The organism is Stenotrophomonas sp. YJH_SMC_32 (assembly GCF_059369975.1).
Genome location: NZ_JCAFTE010000003.1, coordinates 208,067 through 233,966, shown reverse-complemented (window position 1 = coordinate 233,966; position 25,900 = coordinate 208,067). Strand labels below are relative to the sequence as shown.

At 67.4% G+C, this 25,900-nt stretch carries 24 protein-coding genes and 1 pseudogene; 12 read left to right on the top strand and 13 right to left on the bottom strand.

The features are described from left to right. Window positions 1-7 precede the first annotated feature (7 nt). Both AC5P7S_RS07110 and AC5P7S_RS07105 read right to left on the bottom strand, forming a co-directional pair. Complete coding sequence (locus tag AC5P7S_RS07110; protein ID WP_005415522.1) at window positions 8-1,141, bottom strand: MFS transporter; 1,134 nt, start codon at window positions 1,139-1,141, stop codon at window positions 8-10. An 11-nt stretch (window positions 1,142-1,152) separates the two neighbouring features. Then, window positions 1,153-1,929 (bottom strand): DeoR/GlpR family DNA-binding transcription regulator, encoded by a 777-nt coding sequence (locus AC5P7S_RS07105; protein WP_005415523.1) that lies wholly within the window; start codon window positions 1,927-1,929, stop codon window positions 1,153-1,155. A gap of 129 nt (window positions 1,930-2,058) precedes the next feature. Here AC5P7S_RS07105 and smqnr point away from each other — a divergent pair, with 129 nt between their 5' ends. Then, window positions 2,059-2,736: a SmQnr family pentapeptide repeat protein gene (gene smqnr / locus AC5P7S_RS07100; protein ID WP_095377020.1), complete on the top strand. Its 678-nt coding sequence runs from the start codon at window positions 2,059-2,061 to the stop codon at window positions 2,734-2,736. Window positions 2,737-2,739: 3 nt separating this feature from the next. Here the strand turns inward: smqnr and AC5P7S_RS07095 are convergent, their stop codons facing one another. Then, window positions 2,740-3,414, bottom strand: a complete 675-nt coding sequence (locus AC5P7S_RS07095; RefSeq protein ID WP_095377019.1) for a class I SAM-dependent methyltransferase — start codon at window positions 3,412-3,414, stop codon at window positions 2,740-2,742. 99 nt (window positions 3,415-3,513) lie between these two features. Continuing rightward, a complete protein-coding gene (locus AC5P7S_RS07090; RefSeq protein ID WP_095377018.1) occupies window positions 3,514-4,893 on the bottom strand; it encodes an aminotransferase-like domain-containing protein in 1,380 nt (459 codons plus the stop codon). Between the two features lie 132 nt (window positions 4,894-5,025). Between AC5P7S_RS07090 and AC5P7S_RS07085 the strand changes: the two genes are divergently transcribed. Beyond that, on the top strand, window positions 5,026-5,889 hold the full coding sequence (locus tag AC5P7S_RS07085) for a DMT family transporter (protein ID WP_065177960.1): 864 nt from the start codon (window positions 5,026-5,028) through the stop codon (window positions 5,887-5,889). Here AC5P7S_RS07085 and AC5P7S_RS07080 read toward each other — a convergent pair. Beyond that, window positions 5,879-6,863: pseudogene (locus tag AC5P7S_RS07080) on the bottom strand (LysR family transcriptional regulator). The gene AC5P7S_RS07085 and the pseudogene AC5P7S_RS07080 sit on opposite strands and share 11 nt — an antisense overlap. Window positions 6,864-6,970: 107 nt before the next feature. Between AC5P7S_RS07080 and AC5P7S_RS07075 the strand changes: the two are divergent. Continuing rightward, a complete protein-coding gene (locus tag AC5P7S_RS07075) occupies window positions 6,971-8,488 on the top strand; it encodes an MFS transporter (RefSeq protein WP_065197131.1) in 1,518 nt (505 codons plus the stop codon). A 279-nt stretch (window positions 8,489-8,767) separates the two neighbouring features. Here AC5P7S_RS07075 and AC5P7S_RS07070 read toward each other — a convergent pair whose 3' ends face one another. Next, window positions 8,768-9,172, bottom strand: a complete 405-nt coding sequence (locus tag AC5P7S_RS07070) for a GFA family protein (protein WP_005415530.1) — start codon at window positions 9,170-9,172, stop codon at window positions 8,768-8,770. Window positions 9,173-9,342: 170 nt separating this feature from the next. Between AC5P7S_RS07070 and AC5P7S_RS07065 the strand changes: the two genes are divergently transcribed. Further along, window positions 9,343-10,317, top strand: coding sequence for an Lnb N-terminal periplasmic domain-containing protein (locus AC5P7S_RS07065; RefSeq protein WP_095377016.1), 975 nt, complete (start codon window positions 9,343-9,345; stop codon window positions 10,315-10,317). Further along, a complete protein-coding gene (locus AC5P7S_RS07060) occupies window positions 10,317-12,338 on the top strand; it encodes an esterase/lipase family protein (RefSeq protein ID WP_495213614.1) in 2,022 nt (673 codons plus the stop codon). Before AC5P7S_RS07065 ends, AC5P7S_RS07060 begins: the two co-directional genes overlap by 1 nt. Before the next feature lie 87 nt (window positions 12,339-12,425). On the opposite strand, the gene AC5P7S_RS07055 is transcribed toward AC5P7S_RS07060, so the two are convergent. After that, a complete protein-coding gene (locus tag AC5P7S_RS07055) occupies window positions 12,426-13,847 on the bottom strand; it encodes an MFS transporter (protein WP_095377014.1) in 1,422 nt (473 codons plus the stop codon). A 29-nt stretch (window positions 13,848-13,876) separates the two neighbouring features. Here AC5P7S_RS07055 and soxR point away from each other — a divergent pair, with 29 nt between their 5' ends. Then, window positions 13,877-14,311 carry a redox-sensitive transcriptional activator SoxR gene (gene soxR, locus AC5P7S_RS07050; RefSeq protein ID WP_005415534.1) on the top strand — a complete coding sequence of 145 codons (435 nt, stop codon included), beginning with the start codon at window positions 13,877-13,879 and terminating at the stop codon, window positions 14,309-14,311. A gap of 78 nt (window positions 14,312-14,389) precedes the next feature. On the opposite strand, the gene AC5P7S_RS07045 is transcribed toward soxR, so the two are convergent. Further along, window positions 14,390-14,992, bottom strand: coding sequence for a short chain dehydrogenase (locus AC5P7S_RS07045; RefSeq protein ID WP_005415535.1), 603 nt, complete (start codon window positions 14,990-14,992; stop codon window positions 14,390-14,392). A gap of 98 nt (window positions 14,993-15,090) precedes the next feature. On the opposite strand from AC5P7S_RS07045, the gene AC5P7S_RS07040 reads away from it, so the two are divergent. After that, window positions 15,091-15,966: a LysR family transcriptional regulator gene (locus AC5P7S_RS07040; RefSeq protein WP_095377013.1), complete on the top strand. Its 876-nt coding sequence runs from the start codon at window positions 15,091-15,093 to the stop codon at window positions 15,964-15,966. Between the two features lie 60 nt (window positions 15,967-16,026). On the opposite strand, the gene proC is transcribed toward AC5P7S_RS07040, so the two are convergent. Together proC and AC5P7S_RS07030 are read right to left on the bottom strand one after the other, a co-directional pair. Next, window positions 16,027-16,848: a pyrroline-5-carboxylate reductase gene (proC, locus tag AC5P7S_RS07035; RefSeq protein ID WP_095377012.1), complete on the bottom strand. Its 822-nt coding sequence runs from the start codon at window positions 16,846-16,848 to the stop codon at window positions 16,027-16,029. Window positions 16,849-16,866: 18 nt separating this feature from the next. After that, complete coding sequence (locus AC5P7S_RS07030) at window positions 16,867-17,544, bottom strand: YggS family pyridoxal phosphate-dependent enzyme (protein WP_095377011.1); 678 nt, start codon at window positions 17,542-17,544, stop codon at window positions 16,867-16,869. Between the two features lie 87 nt (window positions 17,545-17,631). On the opposite strand from AC5P7S_RS07030, the gene AC5P7S_RS07025 reads away from it, so the two are divergent. From AC5P7S_RS07025 to AC5P7S_RS07015, 3 genes are all read left to right on the top strand, one after another. Then, window positions 17,632-18,669, top strand: coding sequence for a type IV pilus twitching motility protein PilT (locus tag AC5P7S_RS07025; RefSeq protein ID WP_004147099.1), 1,038 nt, complete (start codon window positions 17,632-17,634; stop codon window positions 18,667-18,669). A gap of 98 nt (window positions 18,670-18,767) precedes the next feature. Beyond that, complete coding sequence (locus tag AC5P7S_RS07020; protein ID WP_005415539.1) at window positions 18,768-19,910, top strand: PilT/PilU family type 4a pilus ATPase; 1,143 nt, start codon at window positions 18,768-18,770, stop codon at window positions 19,908-19,910. Window positions 19,911-20,031: 121 nt separating this feature from the next. Continuing rightward, a complete protein-coding gene (locus AC5P7S_RS07015) occupies window positions 20,032-21,015 on the top strand; it encodes an aldo/keto reductase (RefSeq protein ID WP_095377010.1) in 984 nt (327 codons plus the stop codon). 47 nt (window positions 21,016-21,062) lie between these two features. Here AC5P7S_RS07015 and AC5P7S_RS07010 read toward each other — a convergent pair whose 3' ends face one another. After that, entirely contained in the window at window positions 21,063-21,962 is a 900-nt protein-coding gene (locus AC5P7S_RS07010) for a LysR family transcriptional regulator (RefSeq protein ID WP_095377009.1), read from the bottom strand. 407 nt (window positions 21,963-22,369) lie between these two features. Here AC5P7S_RS07010 and AC5P7S_RS07005 point away from each other — a divergent pair, with 407 nt between their 5' ends. Both AC5P7S_RS07005 and AC5P7S_RS07000 read left to right on the top strand, forming a co-directional pair. Beyond that, complete coding sequence (locus AC5P7S_RS07005; RefSeq protein ID WP_095377008.1) at window positions 22,370-22,582, top strand: DUF4287 domain-containing protein; 213 nt, start codon at window positions 22,370-22,372, stop codon at window positions 22,580-22,582. Between the two features lie 108 nt (window positions 22,583-22,690). Beyond that, a complete protein-coding gene (locus AC5P7S_RS07000) occupies window positions 22,691-23,398 on the top strand; it encodes a YitT family protein (protein ID WP_005415543.1) in 708 nt (235 codons plus the stop codon). A gap of 82 nt (window positions 23,399-23,480) precedes the next feature. Here AC5P7S_RS07000 and AC5P7S_RS06995 read toward each other — a convergent pair whose 3' ends face one another. Beyond that, window positions 23,481-24,026 carry a DNA-3-methyladenine glycosylase I gene (locus AC5P7S_RS06995; RefSeq protein WP_072168202.1) on the bottom strand — a complete coding sequence of 182 codons (546 nt, stop codon included), beginning with the start codon at window positions 24,024-24,026 and terminating at the stop codon, window positions 23,481-23,483. Then, the gene (locus tag AC5P7S_RS06990; protein WP_095377007.1) at window positions 24,023-25,816 is read right to left on the bottom strand and encodes a DUF4153 domain-containing protein; all 1,794 of its coding nucleotides are present in this window, start codon (window positions 25,814-25,816) and stop codon (window positions 24,023-24,025) included. The genes AC5P7S_RS06995 and AC5P7S_RS06990 overlap by 4 nt, the downstream gene beginning before the upstream one ends. Window positions 25,817-25,900 lie beyond the last annotated feature (84 nt).

Genomic DNA, 25,900 nt, shown 5'->3' with positions numbered 1-25,900 from the left:
CCCTGGGCTACACCCGCAGCCAGCGCGTGGACACCGCCACCAGCAACAAGGCCGTGGCCACGCCGACGAACGCGGCGATCAGGCCGAAATGGTCTGCGGCGAAGCCGATCAGCGCCGGTCCGGCAAGGATGCCGGCAAAGCCGAGCGTGGACACGGCAGTGATCGCCAGCGCGCCGGGCATGCGGGTCTGGTGACCGGCCAGCGAGAACAGCGCGGGCGCGATGTTGGCGCAACCGAGGCCGACCAACACGTAGCCGACCAGCGACGCCTGCCACGGCGTGACCAGGGTCAGCACCAGCACGCCCGCAGCGGCAAGCAGAGCACCGAAGACGATCGCACGCTGGCGGCCCACGCGCGCCACCAGTGCGTCGCCGAACAGGCGCGCCACGGTCATGGTCAGGGTGAAGGTCACGTAGCCGACGCCGGCCAGGCTGGCATCGACGCGCCGCACATCGCTGAGGAACACCGCGCTCCAGTCGAGCATCGCGCCTTCACCGAGGAAGGCGACGAACGCCAGCACGCCGATGAACAACACGATGCCGTGCGGCAGGGCCAGCATCGGTGTGTCGTGCGGCATGCGTTCGCTGTGCCAGTGCGCTGCCGACAACAGCATCACCAGCAGCATGGCGCCAACGCCGATCAGCACCGATGCCAAGGGCGGCAGCTGTGCGGACAGCAGCACGGTCATGGTGGCCGCGCCGAGGAAACCACCGATGCTGAAGAAGGCATGGAAGCCGGACATCATCACGCGCCGTGCTTCGCGCTCGACGATGACGGCCTGCACGTTCATCGTGCAGTCCATTGCGCCCACGGCGGCACCGAACACGAACAGGACCAGCCCGAGTGCCCAAGCCGAACCGGCCAGCGCCAGGCCGGGCACGGTCAGGCAGATCAGCAGGCTGCTGGCCACCATCACCCGCCGGCAACCGAGGCGCGCGGCCAGCACGCCGGACAACGGCATTGCCAGCAGCGAACCGGCACCGAGGCAGAGCAGTACCAGCCCCAGCGTGGCGTCGTTGATCCCGGTGCGTGCCTTGGCGAACGGCACCAGGGTGGCCCACAGCGCAGTGGCGAAGCCGGGAATGAAGAACGCAGCGCGGGTCGCGTGCTGTTCGGCACGCGCGCGGTTGGCAACGGACATGAGCGGTACGGTCAGGGCGGAGTGGGGTGTACCGCGATGCCTGCGGCGCGGAAGCGTGCCGCCAGCGCCGGCGGGGCCGAGGTGGTGAGCACCAGGTCGTCGATCTCGTCGAGGCTGGCGATCTGCCAGTGGCCGCGGGCACCGAGCTTTTCAGTAGTGGCGGCGACGATGACGCGGCTGCTGCACGCGACCATCGCGCGCTTCAGCGTGGCCTCTTCTGCATCCATTGCCCATACACCAGTATCGCCGTCCACCGCGCAGGGGCCGGGCAGGTACACGTCGGCGCGCAGGCGCTGCACCTGGGCCAGTGCTTCTGCGCCGACCGCACCGCCACCGCTGGCCAGGCGGCCGCCGATCAGCTGCACCGAGGTGCCATCAAGCATGCTGGCGGCCGTGGCGATCTGTGGCGCATTGGTGATCACCGTCAAGCCGAGGGCGGGCGGCAACTGCTGGGCGATCGCCAGGTTGGTTGAACCGGCATCGAGCAGTACAACCTGATTGGGTTGCAGCAACGCGCAGACGCGGGCGGCCAGCTCGGCCTTGTCGCCGCGGTCGCGGGTCAGGCGCTCGCGCAGCGGGCGTTCCTTGGGCGGTGGCAGCACGGCGCCGCCGTAGACACGCTGGCACAGGCCCTGTGCGGCCAGCTCGCGCAGGTCGCGGCGGATCGAATCTTCGGAGACGGCATAGCGGCGCGCCAGTTCGGCAGCGACCACGCGGCCCTGCTGGCGCAGTTCTTCGAGGATCTGCCGAGTGCGTTGGGCGGGGAGGGGGCTGGGGTCTGAGCTCATGCCATAAGTCTGCACATTCGTGCATAAATGTGCAACAACGTGCAATTGGCATCGGGGACACAGCGCGGCTGGACTGCCGGTGAATCCTCCCGCGCCCACGTCTATGGATCGCCCTCGCGGCCCGGCATCATGGCGGGGCACCTGGCATGGAATCCACGATGTCCCCCCACCGTTCACCGCAAGCTGCGCATTGGCGCGAACCAGTACACCGGCCAGAAAGTGGTCGACCAGCAGTTCCACGAATGCGATTTTTCCAGCGTGGACCTGACCGCCACCGAGTTCATCAACTGCAGCTTCTATGACGCCGAAAGCCGCAGTGGCTGCCGCTTCAACGGCGCCACGCTGAAGGAAGCCAGCTTCCGCAGCTACGACATCAGCATGTGCCACTTCAATTTCGTCAAGGCATTGGGCCTGGAAATCAGCGAGTGCCGCGCGCAGGGCGCGGATTTCAGCAACGCCAGCTTCATGAACCAGATCACCCCGCGCAGCGGGTTCTGCAGTGCCTTCATCAAGAAGTCGAACCTGCGCTATGCCAATTTCTCGCGGGTCACGCTGGAGAAATGCGAACTGTGGGAGAACCGCTGGGACGGTGCGAGCGTGAGTGGCGCCAGCTTTGCCGGCTCGGACCTGTCCGGTGGCCAGTTCGAGGGCATCGACTGGAACAGCGCCAACTTCACCGACTGCGACCTGACCCACTCGGAGCTGGGTGAGCTGGACCTGCGCAGCACCAACCTGCGTGGCGCCACGCTGGATGTGCAGCAGGTGGCGCTGTTGATGCAGCGCATCGGCATCATCGTGGTGCCGTAGGCATCACCCGGCGTACGCCACCCAGCCCCTGAAGCTGAAGCCTGCATAGAACAGCTCCACGCCGTCGAAGCCGGCCTCCTGCAGCAGGGCGACCTCCTGTTCGGGCGCCAGCAGCGGCAGCCGCTCGGCAATGGCGTCGATCGCGCGCTGCGCATCGGCGTGGGCAACACCCGAGGCTTCGGCGAACGCGGCGTAGCGCTGCAACCAGCGGAGCTTGCCGGCCGGATCCTGCGGCACGCTGTGGTGCGCCACCACCAGCGGCGCGCCGGGCTGCAGGCGCCTGTGCAGCTCGCGCAGCGTGTGCAGGCGCTGCGCGGCATCGAGGAAGTGCAGGGTAAGCAGGCAGCTGGCACCATCGAAGCGCGCGTCCGGGGCATCGTCGATGTAGCCTTCCAGCAGTTCGACGCGTGCGTTCAACGGGCCCAGTGTCTGCTCGGCCAGCGCGAGCATCGGCGCGGCCGGATCCACACCCAGCAGCTGCCAGCCCGGTTGCGCCTCGGCGAAGGCTTTCAGCTCCAGCCCGCCCCCGGCACCGAGTACCAGTACGCGGCCCTGCGCAGGAACACGTTCGGCCAGCAGCAGGCGGCTCATCTGCTGCAACGCGAGGAACCCAGGCACCTGGCGCAGTGGCGCTTCGGCATAGCGGGCCACCGCCTGTGGGTCGGAGAACGTGGACATGCGCGAATTCCTGCAGCAGGGGACATACCACTGTACCGTGGCATGCAAGTGCCTTTGCCGCGGGACACTCCTAGCTGCGTTGACCGGCTTGCATCCAGCTCAGCGCAATGCCCGCGCCAGCACTTGCCAGATCCGTGCGTCCTGGCACTGCGATACGTTGAAGCGCAGATAGTCGGCCGCGCGCTGCGACTGGCTGAACGCGTTGCCCGGTGCCAGCACGATGCCTTCGCGCAGGCACTGCCGGGCCAGCGCGGCGGAATCGCGGCCATCGGGAAGTTGGCACCAGAGGAACAGGCCGGCTTCCGGTTGCAGCCACGGCGTGATGCCCAGCGTCTGCAGTTTCCGCAGTGTGTGCCGGCGCGCGTCGGCCAGCCGCGAGCGTATCGACTGCATGTGGCGTCGGTAGCCACTGTCGGTCAGCGCGATGTGCATCAGCTGCGCGGCCAGATGACCACCGCCGAAGCTGGTCGCCAGCTTCAGGTCGGTCAATGCTTCGATCCAGTCATGACGTGCAGCGATGTAGCCGCAGCGCGAAGCGGCCGACAGCGTCTTGGAGAAACTGCCGACGTGGATCACCCGTGACAGCCCGTCGAGCGCGGCCAGCCGGGGCGCCGGCTGCAGTTCGAAGTCGGCGAAGATGTCGTCCTCGACGATGATCAACTCGCTGCGTTCGGCCAGCCCCAGCAGCCGATGCGCGGTGCTGGCCGAGAGCACCGCACCGGTCGGGTTGTGCAGGCCCGAGTTGGTGATGTACAGCCGTGGGGAATGGTCCTGCAATGCACGATCGAACGCTTCAAGGTCCGGGCCGGTGGGTGTGTACGGCACACCCACTGCCTGTACCTGGTGCGCCTTCAGCAGCGCGTGGTAGTTGAAGTAGCTCGGGTCATCGACCAGCACGCAGTCGCCGGGCTTGAGCAGGAAACGGCAGATCAGGTCGACCGCGTGCGTCCCGGAGTCGGTCAGCAGGATCTGCTCCATCGGTGCATCGATGCCGAGCGTGGCGCTGCGCCTCTGCAGCAGCTGGCGCAACGCGGGCAGCCCGAGTGGTCCGGCGTAGTCGACCAGATGCACTGCATCGGCACGCGCCAGCCGACGCAGGCCGCGGCGCATGCCATCGTGATACAGCCAGTTACTGGGCATCCACCCGCACCCCGGCTTGAGGTGGCCCGGCGGGGTTTCCAGCGATTGCCGCGACACCCACAACGGATCCACCGCGCGGTCCAGCCGCGGTTCCATTTCGGCCAGGGCGAGCGGTGCGGCCGGTCCGCTGACGTAGAAGCCGGAACCGGCACGCGCGCTGATCAGCCCTTCGGCCGCCAGGCGCTCGTAGGCTTCGACCACGGTGGAGACCGACACCCCCATCGCTGCCGCCTGCGCGCGCACCGAAGGCAGGCGGGAGCCGGGGCCATCGACCCGCGCGGTGATGCGGTTGCGGACCGCCTGGATGACCGATTCGATGCGGGTAAGCGGACGTGGCATGTCAGCACTGTAGTGGAAGTGTGGGCAATACAGTTCTTTGCGACTGTACTGGATTGTAGCTGGGGCGGTTCCGCCATGGATGCTTCCATACAGGCTCCGCCAGGCGTCGCCTGGCACTTCAGGATCACAGGCGTGGAACGGTCGGCGAGCGGTTGGATCAATGGCTTCATTGGGGTGGTGATTTTCGCGGGCTCGTTGCCGGCCACCCGCCTGGCGGTGCTGCAGCTGGATGCCGGGTTCGTCACCGCCGCACGCGCCACCATCGCCGCCGTGCTTGGCCTGGCGCTGCTGCTTATGCTGCGCCAGCCGTGGCCGCGGCGCGGTGATCTGCCTGGGCTGGTGGTGGTCAGCCTCGGCGTTGTGGTCGGTTTTCCACTGCTGACCGCGCTCGCCCTGCGCCATGCGTCATCGGCACACACCATCGTGTTCCTCGGCCTGTTGCCGCTGAGCACTGCGCTGTTCGGCGTGCTGCGCGGTGGCGAGCGGCCGCGTCCTGCCTTCTGGCTGTTCTCGTTGCTGGGCAGCGCCTGCGTGGTGGGCTATGCGGTGCGCAACGGCATCGAGGCGTCATTGCAGGCTGACCTGCTGATGCTGGCGGCCATCGTGGTGTGCGGGCTGGGCTATGCCGAAGGCGGCCGGCTGGCCCGTCATCTGGGCGGCTGGCAGGTGATCAGCTGGGCACTGCTGCTGGCGCTGCCGGTGATGCTGCCGTTGACGGTGCTGATGCGCCCGGCCTCGTTCACTGCGGTCGGTGCCTCGGCGTGGTGGGCGCTGGGCTACGTGGCGGTGTTCAGCATGCTGATCGGCTTCCTGTTCTGGTACCGCGGGTTGGCGCAGGGCGGCATCGCCGCTGTTGGCCAGTTGCAGCTGCTGCAACCGTTCTTCGGCCTCGCCTTGGCTGCGCTGCTGCTGCACGAATCGGTCAGCCTCAGCATGGTGCTGGTGACCGCGGTCGCGGTGATCTGCGTGGCAGGCGCCCGCCGCTTCAGTCGCTAGGAAAAAGGGGACGGAGGGGATTAAGTCGTAACTGGCCCTGCTGTGCCTGAAACGACTTAATCCCCTCCGTCCCCTTTTTATGAGGCGTCCTGGAACAGGTTGGCAACGGCGTAGTCGATGAACACCCGCAGGCGTGCACTGGGATGGCGCCCACCGGGCCATAGCAACGAGAACTGCCCCTGGTACGTGGGCAGCGCAGGCAGCACCCGTTGCAGGCGGCCATCGTCCAGCGCGTCAGCGGCGAGGAAGTCCGGCATCCAGGCCAGGCCCATGCAACCGATCGCAGCGGCCAGCACGGCTTCCATGTTGTTGCAGGTCATCGCCGTGGAAAGGCGCGCCCCGGCGTCGCCTTCGATGCCCGGCAGCTGCCACGGATGCAGTTTTCCGGTGGTGGGGTAACGGAAGCGCAGCGCGGTGTGCAGGCGCAGGTCGCCTACATCGCCGGGAATGCCGTGCGCCTTCAGATACCCCGGTGCCGCACAGAGGATGAAACGAAAGCCGCCCAGTCGCCGTGCGGTCAGGCTGGAATCGGCCAGCTCGCCACTGCGTATCACCGCGTCCAGCCCTTCGCTGACCACATCCACGATGCGGTCATTGAACTCCAGTTCCAGCTGCACCCGGGGGTAGCGTTGCTGGAATCCGGGCAGCACCGGTAGAAGGAAACGGTAGCCGATGGTGGGCAGGCCGATGCGCAGCAGCCCACTGGGGGCGTGCTGTCGCTGCGCCAGGTCCGCCTGTGCTTCGGAAAGCTCGTCCAGTGCACGCCGGCAGCGCTGCAGCAGCAGTTCGCCTTCGTCGGTGAGGTGCACGCGGCGGGTGGTGCGCTGGAACAGGCGCGCGCCCAGGTCGACCTCAAGGCGGGCTATGCGCTTGCCGACGGCCGAGGCTGACAGGCCGAGTACGCGGGCCGCACCGACGATGCTGCCTGCCTCCGCGGTGCGGACAAAGGCGAGCAGGGCGGAGATGGAGTCCATGGGGAGCATGATTGCGGAACGGTTGGACGTAATCAACGTCCATCGAGCCTGTTTTTCTGGAATAGCGGCCTGTCCATCATCAATGCCCCTGATGGATGGAGGCCCGCATGGCCCCGGATTCGATGCTCCCTGTACCTGTCCGCGCGCAGCAGCGCTGGGCCCTGCTTGCGGTCTGCCTGGCCGCGCTGGCGTTGCCGTTGTCCTTCACCGCCGGCGCCGTCGCGGTGCCGGTGCTGTCCCGCTCCTCAGTGGCATCGCCCACTGCGCTGGCCTGGGTGACCAACGCCTTCATGCTCACCTTCGGCAGCCTGCTGCTCGCTGCCGGTGGCCTGGCTGATCGCCATGGCCGACGGCGGATGTTCCTGCTGGGCACGGCCGGCTTCACCGTCGCGACGGCCGCTGTATGCCTGTCGCCTACGCTGCTGTGGCTGGATCTGGCGCGCGCTCTGCAGGGCGTTGCCGCTGCCGCAGCGCTGGCCTCGGGCACCGCTGCGCTGGCGCAGGGCTGGCAGGGACCGAGGCGTGCCCGTGTCTTCGCCCTGCTGGGCACGACATTCGGTGCGGGCCTGGCGCTGGGGCCGCTGCTCGCGGGCCTGTTGCTGCAGGCGCTGGGCTGGCGCAGCGTGTTCGCTGCAGGCGGTGTGCTGACGTTGGCGGCGTTCGCACTGGCCGCGCGCGCGTTGCCCGAAAGCCGGGGCGAGCGCGGACGGCTGGACATCGCCGGCATGCTGGGCTTCAGCCTGATGCTGGCGGCATTGACCCTGGCCCTGCTGTGGCTGGGAGAGTACGGCCTGCACGCCGGTCGCGTGCAGCTGGCGCTGTTGGCGACGCTGCTGTTGGGCGGCGCGTTCGTCTGTGCCGAACGGCTGCATCCTTCCCCGTTGCTGGACCTCTCACTGTTCTGGCAACCGGCGTTTCTCGGCGTCCAGCTGCTGCCGGTGGCGACCTGTCTGGGCTACGTGGTGCTGCTGGTCGTGTTGCCTCTGCAACTGCTGGGCGTGCATGGCCAGAGCACGACGCTGGTGGGACTGCAGATGCTGGCGCTGTCCGCGCCGATGCTGGTGCTGCCGATGCTGGCTGCGCGCTGGGCGGAGCGCGTTGGAAGTGCGCGGCTGTGCACGCTGGGACTGCTGGTCTGTGCCTCTGGCCTGTACCTGTTGTCGCGCCACGCATCGCAGCCGTCGCCCTTGCAGTGGGTGCCGTTGCTGATGCTGGTCGGTGCAGGGACGGCCTTGCCATGGGGCCTGATGGATGGGCTGTCGGTGAGCGTGGTGCCTGTACAGCGTGCGGGCATGGCCGCCGGCATCTTCGGAACCGTGCGGGTAGCGGGCGAAGGCATCGCCCTGGCCGCAGTGACGGCGCTGCTGGCGATGCTGGTCGACCAGCAGCTGCATGGGGCATCGCCCGCGTCGTTGGCGCGTGCCGGTGCCTATCTGGCGAGCGGGTCCCGCGACCAGGCGGCGGCACTGCTGCCGGCGATGAGCGGTGAGCAGCTGCAGCAGGTCAGCGCCAAGGCGCTGGCAACACTGCTGCGTGTACTGGCGCTGCTGACGGCTGTGTGTGCTGTGTTGTTGCACCTGTTGCTGCGGAAACGCAAAGGCACGTTGGCCGAGCATACGGCGTAGCAGGCTCATCGCCCCCTCCGCCGTCATCCCGTTGTCGTCTTCCGCTCACGCCGCCCATGCCCACCCGGGTCTAATGTTGATCGTCCCCGTCCCCCCACGGAGACCCGCCATGTGGCTGCTCGATCATCTCTGGCCTGGCCGTCGACCGCTTCCTCCCCCGGCCGCGGATGCGCCGCAGGCACCGCCGCGCCGGCCCTGGCTGAAACGACCCGCGCGGGCGGGGCGCAGCGGCATGGCGCCCTGGCAGAAGGTCGCCACGCCGCCGCGGCGCACGCGCCACTAGCCGGTGCGGTCTGACGGGTGGTTGACCCCGTCGCTGACCGGAATGACCCCCAGCGCGAACGGATCAATGCCCTCCAGGCAGGCCACGTTGTAGCCGTACTGGTCGGGGTTGGAGCGGCGCCGGTGATGGGTGTAGATGCCGCACACCCCGCAGAAGTAGTGCTCGGCCACATGGGTGTTGAACTGGTACTTCTGCAGGTGATGCTGCCCGCGCACCACCTGCAGGCCCTGGCGGGGGACGCTGGCGGCGATGGCACCCCGGCGCCGGCACATCGAGCAGTCGCAGCGGCGGGGATCGACGATGCCGTCCGGCAGGTCCAGCAGCAGCTCGACCGTGCCGCAGTGGCAGGTTGCGCGGTGCCGGGGTTGGACCGGAACGCCGGCCACGGAAGTGATGCCCATCATTGCTCCTGTGTGATTCATCTGGCCGTGCGGCCGCCGGAGACGGTGCGCCGGCGTGCCTGAACGGGCCGTAGATGCCACGGTGAACCCGCTTGTGGCTAACTATGCGGCTTCGGGACCGCGACAGGATGCCAGTGAGAGCCGCAGGACGTTGGATGACAGGAAGTGCCATGGCGCTGGCGGCGTTGTGGGTGACCGGGCTGCTGGCCTATCAGGTGCCGGGGCCGGGCTGGCTGGCCAATGGCGTTGCGGCGCTGTGGCTGCTGGTTGCGCTGTGGGCGTCGTGGCAGGTCGCGCGTGGCCGTGGCCATCGTCGCCTGGGCATGGCGTTCGGCGCGTCGCTGGCGCTGGCCGGCCTGTGGTGGCTGCTGCTGACCCCGCGCCAGGACCGCGTATGGGCCGATGACGTGGCCCAGCGCCTGCATGTGGTGTCCTTCGACGGGCGCCACGTGGTGTTCGACAACGTGCGTGATTTCACCTGGCGCAGCGAAACCGACTACGACGCCCGTTGGGTGCGCCGCGCGTACGACCTGGACCAGCTGCGTTCGGCCGACCTGGTGCTGTCGTACTGGATGGGCCCGGCCATCGCCCACACCCTGATCTCGTTCGGTTTCGACGATGGTCGCCACGTGGTGTTCTCGCTGGAGATCCGCAAGGAACGCGGCGAATCCTTCTCGGCGCTGGGTGGCTTCTTCCGCAAGTTCGAGATGACCCTGGTGGCCGCGGAGGAGACCGACATCATCCGCACCCGCACCAATGCGCGCGGTGAGGACGTCTACCTGTACCGCCTGCATGGCATGGACCACGCGCAGCTGAAGGAACTGTTTGCCGCGTACATCGCGCAGGCGCGCGAACTGGATGCGAAGCCGGGCTTCTACAACACGCTCACCAGCAACTGCACCACCATCGTCTTCGACCTGGCCCGCCACATCGCGCCGCGCCTGCCGCTGGACTACCGCCTGCTGCTGTCCGGGTATCTGGCCGAGTATGCGCAGGAGGTCGGCGCACTCACCCCAGGCGTGCCTTATGCCGAGCTGCATGACAAGGGCCGCATCACCCAGCGTGCATCGGACCTGGGCAGCGGCGACCACTTCTCCACCGTGATCCGCCAGGGCGTACCTGGCACCGAGCAGGACCCGCAGTAATGACTCGACTCCTCCTGATCCGCTGGCAGCGTGCGCTGCCGGTGTTGTTCGCCGCCTTCCTGCTGCTGGGCAGCAGTGGTTGCGCGATGGTCACCGTCAAGCAGGTCAAATCCAGCGATTCGCTGGTCAACAAGCGTGCCGACGTGCTCAATACCGGCAAGCTCAGCCCCGCTGCGCGCGAGACGCTAAGCGCGGCAGGCCTGGACGAATCGCAGTGCGAGAAGGACTTCCTGGTCTGCCGCAGCACGCTGCTGATGACCGACGATCTCAATGTCGAGCAGCGGCTGTCTGCGCTGTCCGAACTGTGGGTGAAGGCCGCGCTGGCGCTGACGCCGAAGAAGACCGCAGCCGGCGATCCGCCGATGAGCGACGCAGCGCTGGACGCTTGGCTGGAAGCCGCGCGCTACGCCTATGCCTACCTGTTCTACAGCGGCCGCTCACCATCGGATCGCGCCTTCGAAGACCGGCAGACGCAGGTGCGTGACTACTACAACTACGCGGCCGAGAAGGCGGCGGTGGTGCTGTTCGTCCGCGCGCGCGCCGCTGCGTTGGCTGGCGAGGACTACACGAAGCCGATCTCGGTTGGCAGCTGGTCGCTGGCTTCCAACTACCAGCAGCTGAACCTGAAGAGCATTCCCGCGCAGCTGGTGCCGGCCGGCACGGTCAGCTTCGTCGGGCTGCGCAGTACTTATCGCCGTGATGGCTTCGGTGCCGAGCTGGTGATGGTGATGGACCCGCCGAAGCTGGTCGCACCGGTGATCGCACCTGAGGGCCCGAAGGCGGAGACACCGCAGGATGACGAAGAGGGCGCACGCCGTGGCCGCCGTCATCGGCATGACGATTCGGTGCCCGAGTTCAGCGAGATGTCCTCGATCAACGTCACCGCGTTGCTGCGCTTCGAAGGCAGCAGCCTGGACGATGTGATGCGGACGCGCCGGGTTGAACTGGATGCCTATTCGCCGGAAGCTACCGAGCGCATCACCCTGCACGGCGAACAGGTGCCGCTGGCCGGCAATTTCACCGCGGCCTACGGCCTGTGGCTTGCCCAGAGCGGTTTCGCCCGGCAGTCACTGCGCACCCTGTTCGGCATGAGCGAGGGCATCGGCGAGCCACACATCTACCTGATGCAGCCGTGGGACCCGAACCGCCGCATCATCTTCATGCTGCACGGCCTGGCCAGCAGCCCGGAAGCCTGGGTGAACCTGGCCAACGAGATCATGGGCGACCCCGAGCTGCGCCAGCAGTTCCAGGTGTGGCAGGTCTATTACCCGACCAACGCACCGATCGCGCTGAACCGCTACGAGATCGCCAATGCGTTCAACGACACGCTGAAGCACTTCGATCCCAATGGCAGCACGCGTGCATCGAAGGACATGGTCTACATCGGCCACAGCATGGGCGGCGTGCTCGCGCGGCTGCTGGTGAGCGATTCCGGTGACGTGCTGTGGAACGGCCTGCTGGCCAACTATGACCTGAAGGGCGAGCGTCTGAAGCGCGTGCAGAACAAGCTGGGGCCGTTGCTGCATTTCAAGGCACAGCCGAACGTGGAGCGTGCGATCTTCATCGCTGCGCCGCACCAGGGCACCGATATTGCCGGCAACAAGGTCGGGCGCCTGCTGGGCCGGCTGGTGCGCCTGCCACTGACCATCCTCGGCAAGTTCGAGGACGTGTTCATGGCGCTGGCGCAGGCCGAGCAGCAGGTCGATGGCACGGCCAAGCCGAAGATTCCCAACAGCATCGACAACCTCAAGGCCAGCGACCCGTTCGTCAAGGCCGCAGCGCAGCTGCCGATCGAAGCGGGACTGAAGTACCACTCGATCATCGCCCAGCGCAAGCCGGAGCTGCCGGTGGACAAGTCCGATGACGGACTGGTGCCGTACTGGAGTGCGCACCTGCCGGGTGCACAGTCGGAGAAGGTCATCATTTCCGGCCACAGTGTGCAGGAGACCCCGCAAGCGGTGCTGGAAGTCCGGCGCATCCTGCACCGGGATATCGATGACGTGGGGACGGCGACCCGGTAGTGCCGGCCGCTGGCCGGCACTCTCCGCGCACGCGGGAATTCCGTGATGGTGCCGGCCAGCGACCGGCACTGCCGAAACCCGGCGGCGCTACACCCGCCGCGCGATCACCGCGGCCAGCACCGCCAGGCCGAAAGTGATCGCCAGGCACAGCAGGTAGCCGGTGTGCGGCGCGCTTTCCACGAACAGCGCGAACAACGCACCGGAGACCGCCAGCGCGGTGGTCACCGACAGGGCCTCGCTCAGCTGCAGGGCCGACGTGTTGGCACCCTGCTCATGCGCTGCTGACAGCGAAAGCGTGAGTACCGAGAGGCTGGCGTAGATCATGCCCATGCCGAAACCGGTGACCGTCCAGCCCACCAGGGCCACCGGCAATGGCACTGCATTGAACAACACCGCAAGCGTTGCGGCGATGCCGACCGTCATCATCGCCGTGCCGACGCGCAGCAGCTGCTGGCGTGACCAGCCGCGCTGCTGGTGACCCTGCAGCCAGGAGCCGGCGAACCAACCGAGTGCGCCGAGGCTGAGCACCGCGCCGGCCCAGCTGGGCGGGAGCCCGCGTTCGCGCTGCAGCAGCAGCGGCAGGTAGGCTTCGCAGGCGAAGAATGCGGCAGCGGCGACGCCGCGCAGTGCGATCACGCTGGGCAGGCCCCTGCGCAGGATCAGCGTTCCGGCCGGCAGCAGGCGATGCACGCATAGCAGCAGCGCCAGCATCGCCACGCCGATGCAGAGCAGGGCGGTCGGACCGTGCTGCTGGCCGCCGAAGTACAGCAGCAGCGCCGCCAGCGATGCACCACTGGCCCAACGTACGACGTTGCCGCGCCCCTCGTCGTCGTTGCTGTCGGCGGAGGGCTGCATGCGCGCCAGCGCAGGCCGCAGCAACAGGGCAGCAGGGACTGCCAGCAGCGGTACCGCCAGGAACACCCAGCGCCAGCCGAGATGCTGGACGATCAGGCCGCTCAGCGCCGGGCCGACCATCGAGGGCACCACCCAGCCCGCCGAGAATGCCGCGAACACCTTCGGCCGCAGGTGCTCGGGGTAGCTGCGGCCGACCATCACGTACAGCGAGACCGAAATCGCGCCCGCACCCAGGCCCTGCAGCAGGCGCCCGGCCACCAGCATGCCCATGCGCACGGCGAAGCCGGCCAGCAGCAGGCCCAGCACGAAGCAGGCCAGGCCGTACCACAGCGGCCGTGCCGGGCCCTGGCGGTCGGCCCAGCGTCCGGCCAGGGTCATGCCGATCACGCTGGTGGCCAGTGTGCCGCCGAAGGCCAGCGCGTACAGGCGCAGGCCGCTGAGTGCTTCGGCCACCGTGGGCATCGCGGCAGCGACGGCCAATGCTTCGAAGGCGTGCAGCGCGACCAGCGCGACCATGCCGAGGGTGGTGGCGCGGTAGCGCGCGGACAGGATCGATGTGTCAGCCGGCAGGCGGGTGTCGGCGGGAGAGAGGGTCGGGGTCATACCGGTCAGGGGCGGGCCGCGCTTGTCAACGGGCGGCGAAGATAGCAGCATGCCACCTCAACTATAGTTGAGGTCAAGCAATGGCATCCCAGGAACTCAGCGTTGGCGAGGTCTCGCAGCGCAGTGGCGTGGCCGTTTCCGCACTGCATTTCTACGAGCGCAAGGGGCTGATCAGCAGCCTGCGCACCTCGGGCAACCAACGCCGTTACAGCCGCGACGTGCTGCGCCGGCTGGCGGTGATCCGCGTTGCGCAGCGGGTGGGCATGCCACTGGAAGCGGTCGGCCGCGCCTTCGAGAGCCTGCCTGAAGGCCGTGCACCGACCAAGGCTGACTGGGCCAAGCTGTCCGCGCGCTGGCGCACCGAGCTGGAAGAGCGCATCCACATGCTGCAGCTGCTGCGCGATGAACTGACCGGCTGCATCGGCTGTGGCTGCCTGTCACTGCAGCATTGCCGCCTGGCCAACCCTGGCGACGTTCTCGGCGAACGCGGCGATGGCCCGATGCGCTGGGAATGAAAAAGGGGACGCGCTCCCGGTAGCGCCGGGCCATGCCCGGCGGACGAAAACGACTTGATCCCCTCCGTCCCCTTTTTCTTACCAGACCGTGATCGTCTCGCCGCTCTGGATGCCTTCCACTGCACGCTGGAAGGCCAGCGCCGCGCGTTGCGCGCTTACCGCTTCAAAGCCCGGGAAGTAGGGGCCGTAGGCCGCCATCGATTCGATCAGTACGTTCGGGCTGACCACGTTGATGCGCAGGCCGCGCGGCAGCAGCTCCAGTGCGGCAGCGCGCACGAAGCCTTCCAGTGCGGCATTCACTGCGGTGGCGTTGACGCCGTCGCGGATCGGCTGCGCGCTGATGATGCCGCTGGTCAGGGTGATCGAGCCACCGGCATTGAGGTGGTGCTGGGCGGCCAGTGCCAGCCGCACCTGGCCCAGCAGCTTGTCCTGCAGGCCGCTGTTGAACTGTGCCGGCGTCATCTCCTGCAGCGGTCCGAAATGCACCGAGCCGGTGGTGGAGATCACCGCATCGACTGCACCGGTGCGGGCGAACAGTTCGGCGACGCTGGCGTCGTCAGTCAGGTCCACACGCAGTTCGCCACTGCGGCGGCCGGCGGCGAGAATCTGATGCTGTTGGCCGAGCTGACGGGCGACTGCCTGGCCGAGGGTGCCGCTGGCACCGACGAGGAGGATCTTCATGGCCGTTCCTTGCGTGTGGGAGTGAGCGCAGTCTGCGCCGTCACAGCGTGGTTAGGTAAGCGGCGTATGATTTGCAGATTCCTAACTCTGGATTAGCAATGGATACCCTTCGCTGCATGCAGGCCTTCGTCGCCGTGGCCGAACGCGGCAGCTTTGCAGGGGCCGCCGAACAGCTGCAGGTGTCGGCGGTGATGGTGGGCAAGTACATCCAGCAGTTGGAAGCACATCTGGGCACCGCGTTGCTGCAACGGAACACCCGCCGCCAGCGCTTGACCGAAGCCGGCAGCGCCTACCTGGCCGGGTGCCGGCAGGTGCTGGAGCAAGTGCAGCAGGCCGAGGCCGATGTGGCCGGCCTGCAGGTACAGCCGCGTGGCCTGTTGCGGGTCAGCGCGCCCACCACCTGGGGCAGCTGCGTGCTGGCGCCGCAGCTGGCTGGCCTGCTGCGTGCGCAGCCGCAGTTGAATATCGAGCTGGACCTGAGCAACCGCCGCGTGGACCTGATCGAAGATGGCTTCGACGCGGCGATCCGGGTCGGGCCGTTGCCATCGCAGGAGGTGGTGGCGCGGCCGCTGCCGCCGTATGCGATGAGCCTGTGCGCGGCGCCGTCTTACCTGCGCAGGCGCGGCACGCCGCGAACACCGGATGACCTGCAGGGGCACGACTGCCTGAGCCATCTGGCCTGGCGCGGCGGGCATGGCTGGCAGTTGGCCAACGGCGAACAGGTCGACTGGGAGGCGCGGCTGAGCAGCAACGATGGCTTCGCATTGCGTGAAGCCGCCGTAGCCGGGGCCGGGCTGGTACTGCAGCCCACCGCACTGCTGGCGGCGGAGATCGCAGCGGGGCGGTTGAAGCCGCTGCTGCGCGACTACCTGCCCGAACCGCGGCCGATGCACCTGATCTACCTGCCCGATCGACGCCCGCGCCCGCGTTTGCAGTGCTTCGTGGATTTCGTCATGGCCACGTTGGGGCAGTGATCATCGGGGTAGATGGGGTCAGATCCCTTTGCCTCGGCAAAGGGATCTGACCCCAGGGGATCAATCATTCGCCGCAGACAATTCCTGTCCACGCACCTGCGCGGCGCGCAGTGCGGTGTCCACCAGTGCCTCGAAGCCGCCAGCCTGGAAGCTCTCGATCGCGGCCTGGGTAGTGCCGTTGGGTGACGTCACGCGTCGGCGCAGCTCTGCGGGGCTCTCACCGGCCTCATCCAGCATGCGCGAGGCGCCCAGAAGGGTCTGCACCACCAGCGTGCGCGCGGCGTCGGCCGGCAGGCCCTGGGCAATACCCGCCGCTTCCATCGCTTCGGCCAGCAGGAACACGTAGGCTGGTCCGCTGCCGGACACGGCAGTCACCGAATCCATCAGCGCCTCACTATCGATCCACACCGTGCGCCCGGCACTGGCCAGCACCTGTTCGGCCTGCGCGTGCTGCTGCGCATCCACCGATGCAGTGGCATACAGGCCGGTCACGCCGGCGCCGAGCAGAGCGGGGGTATTGGGCATCGCACGCACCACCGGCAGGTTGCCACCCAGCCAGCGTTCCAGCTGCGCGCTGGTGATGCCGGCGGCGATCGACACCACCAGCGGCCGGTTTGCCTGGGCCAGTGCCTGCAGCGACTGGCAGACCTCACGCAGCACCTGCGGCTTCACCGCCAGCAACCAGGTGCCGCCCTGTGCGGCGGCATCGGTGGCGTTGTCGTGCACTTGCACGCCGAAGTCGGCAGCCAGCGACTCGCGCAGCGCTGCAACCGGTTCGGCCACATGGATGTGCGCGGCGGGCACGCCCTGGCGGATCAGGCCGGTGATCAGGCTGCGCGCCATGTTGCCGCCGCCGATGAAGGTGATGGAATCAGCTGCCATGGATGTCTCCTTGGAAAATCAGGCCGGTCGCGCGCGCGCGCCGAACAGGGCGGTGCCGATGCGCACCAGGGTGGCACCCTCGGCGATGGCTTCGGCGTAGTCGCTGCTCATGCCCATCGACAGCGTGTCGACCTGTGCATGCTGGGCGGCCAGCGACTGGAAGAGTGTGCGCATGCGCACGAACGCATCCCGACGGCGCTCGGCCTCGGGCCACGGCGCGGGAATCGCCATCAGGCCACGCAGGCGCAGGGTGGGCTCGGCGGCAATCGCCGCGGCCAGCCCCTCGACATCCTCCGGTGCACAGCCGTGCTTGCTGGATTCATCGTCGATGTTGACCTGGATCAGCACGTTCAGCGGGCCGCGTGCGGCCGGGCGATGGCGCGCCAGCGCCGTTACCAGCTTGGGCCGGTCCACGCTCTGCACCCAGTCGAAATGGGTGGCCACCGCCTCGGCCTTGTTCGACTGCAGGTGGCCGATCAGATGCCACTCCAGCGCCAGGTGCTGCAGCGCCTGCATCTTGGCCAGCGCTTCCTGCACATAGTTCTCGCCGAAGGCCTGCTGGCCCTGTGCGGCCAGCGCAGCCACGGCCTCGGCCGGTTGGGTCTTGGAAACGGCCAGCAGGCGCGGATCGGGCCGGCCGGCCGCCTCGGCGGCGGCATGCAGGTTGCTCAGGATCTGGGGCAGGGGAGTGGCCACGTAACGCGTTCCGTTGAATCAGGAGGCTATACTGCCGCCCGGGGAAAGATCCTTCCAGTCGAAGCCGTTATTGGGGAGTAGCCGCTCATGGATATCGCCGAACTGCTGGCGTTTTCCGTAAAGAACAAAGCGTCCGACCTGCACCTGTCTGCAGGCCTGCCGCCGATGATCCGCGTGGACGGCGACGTTCGCCGGATCAACATCCCGGCCCTGGACCACAAGCAGGTCCACGCGCTGGTGTACGACATCATGTCCGACAAGCAGCGCCGCGATTACGAGGAATTCCTCGAAGTGGACTTCTCCTTCGAGATCCCGTCGCTGGCGCGCTTCCGTGTGAACGCGTTCAACCAGAACCGCGGCGCCGGTGCGGTGTTCCGTACCATTCCGTCCGAGGTGCTCACCCTCGAAGACCTGGCCTGCCCGCCGCTGTTCCGCGAGGTGATCCAGCAACCGCAGGGCCTGATCCTGGTGACCGGCCCGACCGGCTCGGGCAAGTCGACCACGCTGGCGGCGATGATCGACTACATCAACAAGAACGAATACGGCCACATCCTCACCGTCGAGGATCCGATCGAATTCGTGCATACCTCGCAGAAGTGCCTGATCAACCAGCGCGAAGTGCACCGTGACACGCATGGCTTCAACGAAGCACTGCGCTCGGCACTGCGTGAGGACCCGGACATCATCCTGGTCGGCGAACTCCGCGACCTGGAAACCATCCGCCTGGCACTGACCGCCGCGGAAACCGGCCACCTGGTGTTCGGCACCCTGCACACCAGCTCGGCGGCCAAGACCATCGACCGTATCATCGACGTGTTCCCGGCCGGCGAAAAGCCGATGGTGCGTTCGATGTTGTCCGAGTCGCTGCGTGCGGTGATCTCGCAGGCACTGCTGAAGAAGGTCGGTGGCGGCCGTACCGCAGCGTGGGAAATCATGGTCGGCACCCCGGCCATCCGCAACCTGATCCGCGAGGACAAGGTGGCGCAGATGTACTCGGCCATCCAGACTGGCCAGCAGTACGGCATGATGACCCTGGACCAGCATCTGCAGGACCTGGTCAAGCGCAGCCTGATCACCCGCAACCAGGCCCGCGAGTACGCCAAGGACAAGCGCCTGTTCGAGTAAGGCGGGACAGCGGCGGGCGGCGCGCGCAATGGCGCGGCCGCTCCGTGTTGTTTCCTCCACCGACCGTTACCTGGTACACCGCTTTCCGGGAGCCCGCCGTGAACACCACCGCGACCACCATCGATTTCACTTCGTTCCTCAAGCTGATGGCGCACCAGCGCGCCTCGGACCTGTTCATCACCGCCGGCATGCCACCGGCGATGAAGGTCAACGGCAAGATCTCGCCGATCACGCAGACGCCACTGACGCCGCAGCAGAGCCGCGACCTGGTCCTCAACGTGATGACCCCGGCACAGCGCGAGGAATTCGAGAAGACCCACGAATGCAACTTCGCCATCGGCCTGTCCGGTGTCGGCCGTTTCCGCGTGAGCTGCTTCTACCAGCGCAACCAGGTCGGCATGGTGCTGCGCCGCATCGAGACGCGCATTCCGACCGTGGAAGAGCTGAGCCTGCCGCCGATCATCAAGACGCTTGCGATGACCAAGCGCGGCATCATCCTGTTCGTCGGTGCTACCGGTACCGGTAAATCGACTTCGCTGGCGGCGATGATCGGTTACCGCAACCAGAACTCGACCGGCCACATTATCACCATCGAAGACCCGATCGAATTCGTGCACAAGCACGAGGGCTGCATCATCACCCAGCGCGAAGTCGGCATCGATACCGACAGCTGGGAAGCCGCGCTGAAGAACACCCTGCGCCAGGCGCCGGACGTGATCATGATCGGCGAGGTGCGTACCCGCGAAGGCATGGACCACGCCATCGCGTTCGCCGAAACCGGCCACCTGGTGCTGGCCACGCTGCATGCCAACAATGCCAACCAGGCGATGGACCGCATCGTCAACTTCTTCCCGGAAGACCGCCGCAACCAGCTGTTGATGGACCTGTCGCTGAACCTCAAGGGCGTGGTCGCGCAGCAGCTGGTGCCGTCGCCCGATGGCCGCTCGCGCAAGGTGGCGATGGAGATCCTGCTGGGCACGCCGCTGGTGCAGGATTACATCCGCGACGGCGAGATCCACAAGCTGAAGGAAGTGATGAAGGACTCGGTCCAGCTGGGCATGAAGACCTTCGACCAGAGCCTGTTCGAGCTGTACCAGGCCGGCGAGATCAGCTACGAGGACGCGCTGCGCTACGCCGATTCGCAGAACGAGGTGCGCCTGCGCATCAAGCTCAGCCAGGGCGGCGACGCGCGCACCCTGTCGCAGGGGCTGGATGGGGTGGAGATCTCCGAAATCCGCTGACCTGGCCGGCAACGGTCATGACCGGATTGATGAATTCCAGTCATGACCGACTGCGGTCCAGCCGGCTCAATCCATCGCCACCGCAGGCGTATCGTCAGCGCTCCCCCTCTGGAGTACGACGATGCAGACACGTGAACTCGGCCGCAGCGGCCTGAAGGTTTCCGCTCTGGGCCTGGGTTGCATGGGCCTGACCCATGCCTACGGCCAGCCGGTCGAACCGAGCCAGGGCATCGCCCTGCTGCACGCTGCCGTCGAGCGCGGCGTGACCTTCTTCGACACCGCCGAGGTGTACGGCCCGTACACCAACGAAGACCTGCTCGGCCAGGCCTTGGCGCCCTACCGCGACAGGCTGGTGATCGCCACCAAGTTTGGTTTCAAGGACGCGCGCACCGATGCCGGCCTGGATAGCCGCCCGGAGAACATCCGTGCCGTGGCCGAAGCCAGCCTCAAGCGCCTGCGTACCGACCATATCGATCTGTTCTACCAGCACCGCGTCGACCCGAACGTGCCGATCGAGGATGTGGCCGGCACCGTGCGCGACCTGATCGGCGAGGGCAAGGTCGGCCACTTCGGCCTGTCCGAGGCCAGTGCTGCCACCGTGCGTCGCGCGCATGCCGTGCAGCCGGTCGCCGCCGTGCAGAGTGAGTACTCGCTGTGGTGGCGCGAACCGGAGCGTGAGCTGCTGCCGACGCTGCAGGAGCTGGGCATCGGCTTCGTGCCGTTCAGCCCGCTGGGCCGCGGCTTCCTGACCGGTGCGATCAACGCCGATACCACCTTCGACGCCAACGACTTCCGCAATACCGTGCCGCGTTTCGAAGTGGAGGCGCGCCGCGCCAACCAGGCGTTGGTGGATCGCATCAGCACGATTGCGGCAGCGCGCGGTGCGACGCCTGCGCAGGTCGCACTGGCCTGGCTGCTCGCGCAGGCACCGTGGATCGTGCCGATTCCGGGCACCACCAAGGTTCATCGCCTGGAAGAAAACCTGGGCGCGGCCGACCTGCAGCTGGCGCCGGAAGAACTGCAACGCATCGCGCAGGCGCTGGACGAAGTGTCGATCGTTGGCGAGCGTTACAACCCGCAGCGTGCGGCACAGGCCAAGGGCTGATCACCGGGTGCGGACCGAGGTGGGTGCGGACCGTTGGTCCGCACACCTCATCCAGCCATCGGCCCGCGCAGCGCATCAAGCACCGTCCGCATCGCCACGGTCACGTGGCGGCGCGAAGGGTAATACGCGTAGTAACCATCGAAGTGCGGGCACCAGTCGTCCAGCACTGATTGCAGCCGTCCATCGTCCAGCATCGGCTGCACCTGGTCTTGCGGCAGCCAGGCCAACCCGCTGCCGGCCAGCGCAGCGGTGCGGGTCATGCCCATGGTGTTGAACGTCCACTGGCCGCTCACGCGCACGCTCAGTTCATTGCCGTCCTGGCCGAAATCCCACGGCATCAGCCCACCATGCGTAGGCAGCCGCAGGGTCACGCAGTTGTGCCCGGCCAGGTCGTCCGGGTGCCGCGGCACCACGTGCTGGCGGAAGTAGCTGGGCGCCCCGACCACGCGCATGCGCAGCGGCGGGCTGATCGGTACGGCGATCATGTCGCGCGCCAGCCGCTCGCCCAGGCGGATGCCGATGTCGTAGCGCTCGGCCACGATGTCGGCCAACCCGTAGTCGGCCGCCAGTTCCACCTTCAAATCCGGGTACTGCTGCAGCAGCGGCGCCAGCCTGGGCCAGGCGATGTACTCGGCGGCGTGGCCGGTGGCATTGATGCGGATGGTGCCGGCCGGGCGTTCACGGTACTCGGCCAGCGCGGCCAGCCCGTCCTCGATCTCGGCCAGGCGCGGGCCCAGGGTATCGAGCAGGCGGGCACCGGCTTCGGTGGTCGAGACGCTGCGGGTGGTGCGGGTCAGCAGGCGCACGCCCAGGCGCTGCTCCAGTCCGCGCATGGCATGGCTTAGCGCGGACTGGGACACGCCCAGCTGGGCGGCAGCCTTGGTGAAGCTGCCCTCGCGGGCAACGTGGACGAAGGCCTGCAGGTCGTTGAGGTTTTCGCGGGGCATGAGGGGATGATACGGCCGGGCTGCGCCCGGCACCTGCTTCAAGCCAAGGCAACGTCAACGTCAAAAGCGGGCATTCCGTGGAATGGCGGGGCGGTGTCGGATTGCGGGGACGCCGCAAGTACGTCCATGTAGCCTCGGTCGTCGCTTGCTCGTGTGCGCTGTCCTGCGCACACGGCAAGACCGGGGTTGGGCGTCTTGCCCAACCCGCCCGAGGCATGCCTCGGGCCCATGCGGCTCACGCCCCCTCAACCGGACCCGCCCCGCCTTCGACAGTTTCCCGCGAGCTGTTGGAACGGCATTCTGCTTTGGTGGGTGCCGACCGTTGGTCGGCACTGGGTCGGGCGTGTAGGGATGTCGATTTCAGGGACTGTGGTTCGTCGAATGAATGACTTCAACGGGAGCTGCAGATGAGCACTGACATCAAGCCGAAAGGCCCGGCCTCGTATTTCCCCTCCATCGAGAAGACCTACGGGCAGCCGGTGGCGCACTGGTTCGGGCTGCTGGCGGGGAAGAACGGCCTGAAACACATGGAACTGGTCAGCTTCCTGAAAAGTGAGCACGGTCTGGGCCATGGGCACGCCAACGCGCTGGTGGCGCACCATCTGGCCGGCAAGGGGTGACCGGCGGCCGGCGGAGCGGGCTGGGGCGCATTCAGCTGAACGATTTCATCTGCAACTGTCATGCAGATCGTGTCTAATACCGCTCCCCACCTGCTGTTCCCCACCCGCATGTCCCTTCCCTCCCATGGCCCCGCGCCGTGCGACGACGCTGACGGCCACCTGGTCACCGCCGGTCCGCTGACCCCGCCGCCCGACAGCGCCGGCACCACCGCCGACGACAAAGCGCTGCGTCACTCGATCGCCGAGGACGTGCAGGGCATGGTGCTGGCCACGATGGTGGCCTCGCTGGGCCTGGCCATCTTCGCCAAGGGCGGGCTGATGATCGGCGGCATGGCGGGCATGGCCTTCCTGCTGCACTACGCGATGGGCTGGAACTTCGGCCTGGTGTTCGTGCTGGTCAACCTGCCGTTCTACTGGGTGGCGCTGCGGCGCATGGGCTGGGAATTCACCCTGAAGACCTTCGCCGCGGTCACCGCCTGTGGCGTGCTGACCGACCTGCTGCCGCGCTGGATCGACTTCTCGCACATCAACCCGCTGTACTCGGCGATTGTCGGCGGTGCGTTGTCCGGCCTGGGCATCCTGTTCTTCATCCGCCACCGTGCAAGCCTTGGTGGCATCGGCATCCTGGCGGTGTACCTGCAGCGCACCCGTGGCTGGAGCGCGGGCAAGGTGCAGATGTCCTACGACGCGTGCCTGATGGTGGCCGCGTTCTTCGTGTTGTCGCCGTCGAAGGTGCTGTACTCGGCCATCGGCGCGGTGGTGCTCAGCCTCGTGCTGATGTTCAACCACCGCCCTGGCCGCTACATGGGCGTGTGACGTTCAACGGTGTTGCCGGCCAGCGGCCGGCACTACCGGAACCCATGCATGGCAGCGCCGGGCCATGCCCGGCGGATATCCATCAGCGGGCGGCGGCCTTCAACCACGGCGGCGACAGCATCAGCAGCCGCGCATGCACCGGGCAATCCTCGGCGTGCGCACCGGGCAGGTAGCCCAGGCTCATCAGGAATTCGCCGGTGATCTCGCCGCCGGTGAAGCGGAAGGTCTTCTTGAACAGCTTCACCCAGTCGGCCTTGCTGCGCGGGTGGTGTGCATCCAGCCACGCCGCGAAGCTGCCATGGCTGGCCCGCAGCTGCTGAATCACCTGCGCGTTGTGGATCGCCGCCAGCACCTTCAGGCGGTTGCGGATGATGCCCGCGTCCGACAGCAGGCGCTCGATGTCCTGCTCGGCATACGCGGCCACGCGGTCCACATCGAAGCCGTCGTAGGCCGCGCGGAAGCCCTCGCGCTTCTTCAGGATCGTTTCCCAGCTCAGGCCGGCCTGGTTGATTTCCAGCACCAGTCGCTCGAACAGCTCGCGCTCGTCACGCTGCGGGAAGCCGTACTCGTTGGCGTGGTAATAGTCGTGCACCGGATGGCCCGGGGCGATGAGGCAGTAGCCGCTCATGGGGAAGGCTCGTTGGAATCGGATTCGGATTCGGGATCGATGGCCACCGCAGGGTGCCCGCCGATGGACAGCATCGGCCAGCGCGGTGGAATGAGCGTGAGTCTGCCGTCACGCAGGGCCTGGTTGATCGTCTCGGCCTGGCCGCTGACGGTGCCGAACAGCGCACCGGCCCGGCGCCACTGCGAATCCTTGCCACGTGCGTACAGTACGCAGTCCGGTCCACGGTGGGTGTTCAGCTCGCACAGCAGCACCTCGCCGGTACCATCGCCGTCCAGGTCGCGATGCACGATCAGGCAGTCGCGCTCGCTCTGGGCGCAGGATTCGCCATTGATCGATCGGGTGGCCAGTGCTTTCCACCAGTCGTCCGGTGGCGAACTGGATCCCTTGGCCAGCTTCAGCGCGCGCTGAAGCGCGGCGACGTCCTGCGGCCCCTTGTCGAGGCGATGGCCGTCGTCCCAGCGTGAGGTGCGTGCCAGTGCAGCAGCGATCACCTGTGGCGCGTTGGCATCGGCGGTGATGGCCGGATCGCGCTGCAGTTCGCGCAGCGCCCGCACGCCACGGCGCCCCAGATCGAAGCGCAGCACGTTGACGTCGCTGCTGGTGATCGCCGGCGGATCCGCACGCAGGCGCGCCAGCTGGCTGGACAGGGTCAGCCGCACCGGATCCAGCAGCGGCGAGTTGCCCAGCAGTGCCAGTGCCAGCACCGCCCAGCACATCCAGCGGTTGACCGGTTCCAGCGCCTGCAGCCAGCGGCCCTGGCGACGCAGTACCGCCAGCGCATAGCCCAGGGCATAGCCGGCCACGGCCAATGCGACGAGCACCGCCCAGAAGCGATCCAGGGTCCAGCCGTACTGCGCCACGCGCAGGCCCAATGCATACAGTGCCAGCGCGGCGTAAACTGGCAGTGTCAGCAGGCTGGCTTCGACCAGCCTGCGCAGCACCAGAGGGTAGGAGACACTGTCTTCCCCCTGCTGGTAGACCGCATTGGTGAACGTCACCAGCAGCAGCGACACCACCACCAGCAGGCTGGCGGCCGAACGGGTCTTCCACAGCGGCTCCAGCCCGGTAAGCGGCAGGCTCAGCACGAACAATACGGCGATGAACGACAGCAGCGGCAGCAGCCCGCGGCAGATCGCGAACAGCACCTGGCGGGTGATCTGGATCGCGCGGTGCTGGGTGCGCCCGATCAGCACGCCGAACCCGGCCAGGCTGCCGGTGGCCAGTGCGATGAAAGCGTCCTGCCGGAACAGGTCGCGGAAGACATTCACGTCCAGCAGTTGGAACAGCGCTGCCCACAGCCACAGCAGCAGCCAGGTCAGCCCGGTGAACAGCGCCGCCAGGGCCAGGGTCAAACCGTTCTGCCAGGCGCGCTCGAACAACTCGGGGTAGCTGGCGCGCCAGTGCCCATGCTGCAGCTGGAACTGCCACCAGGGCAGGGCCACGAACACCGCCACGGCCATGCCCAGGGTCAACGGAAACTGCAGTGCGCCCGATTCCAGTGCTGCCTCGCCAGTGAGGTTCCATCCGATCCAGGCGGCCAGCGCCAGCACCACCGTCGAGCCAAGCACGGCCTGCAGCCACAGGCGGCGCTGGCCCAGTTCCACCAGGCTCAGCGCCACTGCGCTGGGAATGGCCAGCACCCAGGCGTACCAGCAATAGCGCCAGCCGATATCGCGGAACGGCCACGCATCGGACAGCTCCTGCGCGGCATACAGCATCAGGCCCTGCAGCAGGGCAAGCAGGACGATGGCGCTGCGTGCCGGCAGGGTCAAGGGCGATGAAGACGGCATCAATGACCTTCCGTGGCAAAGCACCATCCTAGCCCATCGTGGTTCGGCGCCATCGCGCGACCATCCCGCCCCCAGCAGGTAGAA

Coding starts and splice junctions, on each gene's coding strand:
- AC5P7S_RS07060 (WP_495213614.1), top strand. CDS start 10,317: ATGACTCGACTCCTCCTGATCCGCTGGCAGCGTGCGCTGCCGGTGTTG.
- AC5P7S_RS07075 (WP_065197131.1), top strand. CDS start 6,971: ATGGCCCCGGATTCGATGCTCCCTGTACCTGTCCGCGCGCAGCAGCGC.
- AC5P7S_RS07045 (WP_005415535.1), bottom strand. CDS start 14,992: ATGAAGATCCTCCTCGTCGGTGCCAGCGGCACCCTCGGCCAGGCAGTC.
- AC5P7S_RS07055 (WP_095377014.1), bottom strand. CDS start 13,847: ATGCTGCTATCTTCGCCGCCCGTTGACAAGCGCGGCCCGCCCCTGACC.
- soxR (WP_005415534.1), top strand. CDS start 13,877: ATGGCATCCCAGGAACTCAGCGTTGGCGAGGTCTCGCAGCGCAGTGGC.
- AC5P7S_RS07095 (WP_095377019.1), bottom strand. CDS start 3,414: ATGTCCACGTTCTCCGACCCACAGGCGGTGGCCCGCTATGCCGAAGCG.
- AC5P7S_RS07070 (WP_005415530.1), bottom strand. CDS start 9,172: ATGGGCATCACTTCCGTGGCCGGCGTTCCGGTCCAACCCCGGCACCGC.
- AC5P7S_RS06990 (WP_095377007.1), bottom strand. CDS start 25,816: ATGCCGTCTTCATCGCCCTTGACCCTGCCGGCACGCAGCGCCATCGTC.
- smqnr (WP_095377020.1), top strand. CDS start 2,059: ATGGCGGGGCACCTGGCATGGAATCCACGATGTCCCCCCACCGTTCAC.
- AC5P7S_RS07105 (WP_005415523.1), bottom strand. CDS start 1,929: ATGAGCTCAGACCCCAGCCCCCTCCCCGCCCAACGCACTCGGCAGATC.
- AC5P7S_RS07025 (WP_004147099.1), top strand. CDS start 17,632: ATGGATATCGCCGAACTGCTGGCGTTTTCCGTAAAGAACAAAGCGTCC.
- AC5P7S_RS07065 (WP_095377016.1), top strand. CDS start 9,343: ATGGCGCTGGCGGCGTTGTGGGTGACCGGGCTGCTGGCCTATCAGGTG.
- AC5P7S_RS07090 (WP_095377018.1), bottom strand. CDS start 4,893: ATGCCACGTCCGCTTACCCGCATCGAATCGGTCATCCAGGCGGTCCGC.
- AC5P7S_RS07005 (WP_095377008.1), top strand. CDS start 22,370: ATGAGCACTGACATCAAGCCGAAAGGCCCGGCCTCGTATTTCCCCTCC.
- AC5P7S_RS07000 (WP_005415543.1), top strand. CDS start 22,691: ATGTCCCTTCCCTCCCATGGCCCCGCGCCGTGCGACGACGCTGACGGC.
- proC (WP_095377012.1), bottom strand. CDS start 16,848: ATGGCAGCTGATTCCATCACCTTCATCGGCGGCGGCAACATGGCGCGC.
- AC5P7S_RS07040 (WP_095377013.1), top strand. CDS start 15,091: ATGGATACCCTTCGCTGCATGCAGGCCTTCGTCGCCGTGGCCGAACGC.
- AC5P7S_RS06995 (WP_072168202.1), bottom strand. CDS start 24,026: ATGAGCGGCTACTGCCTCATCGCCCCGGGCCATCCGGTGCACGACTAT.
- AC5P7S_RS07010 (WP_095377009.1), bottom strand. CDS start 21,962: ATGCCCCGCGAAAACCTCAACGACCTGCAGGCCTTCGTCCACGTTGCC.
- AC5P7S_RS07015 (WP_095377010.1), top strand. CDS start 20,032: ATGCAGACACGTGAACTCGGCCGCAGCGGCCTGAAGGTTTCCGCTCTG.
- AC5P7S_RS07110 (WP_005415522.1), bottom strand. CDS start 1,141: ATGTCCGTTGCCAACCGCGCGCGTGCCGAACAGCACGCGACCCGCGCT.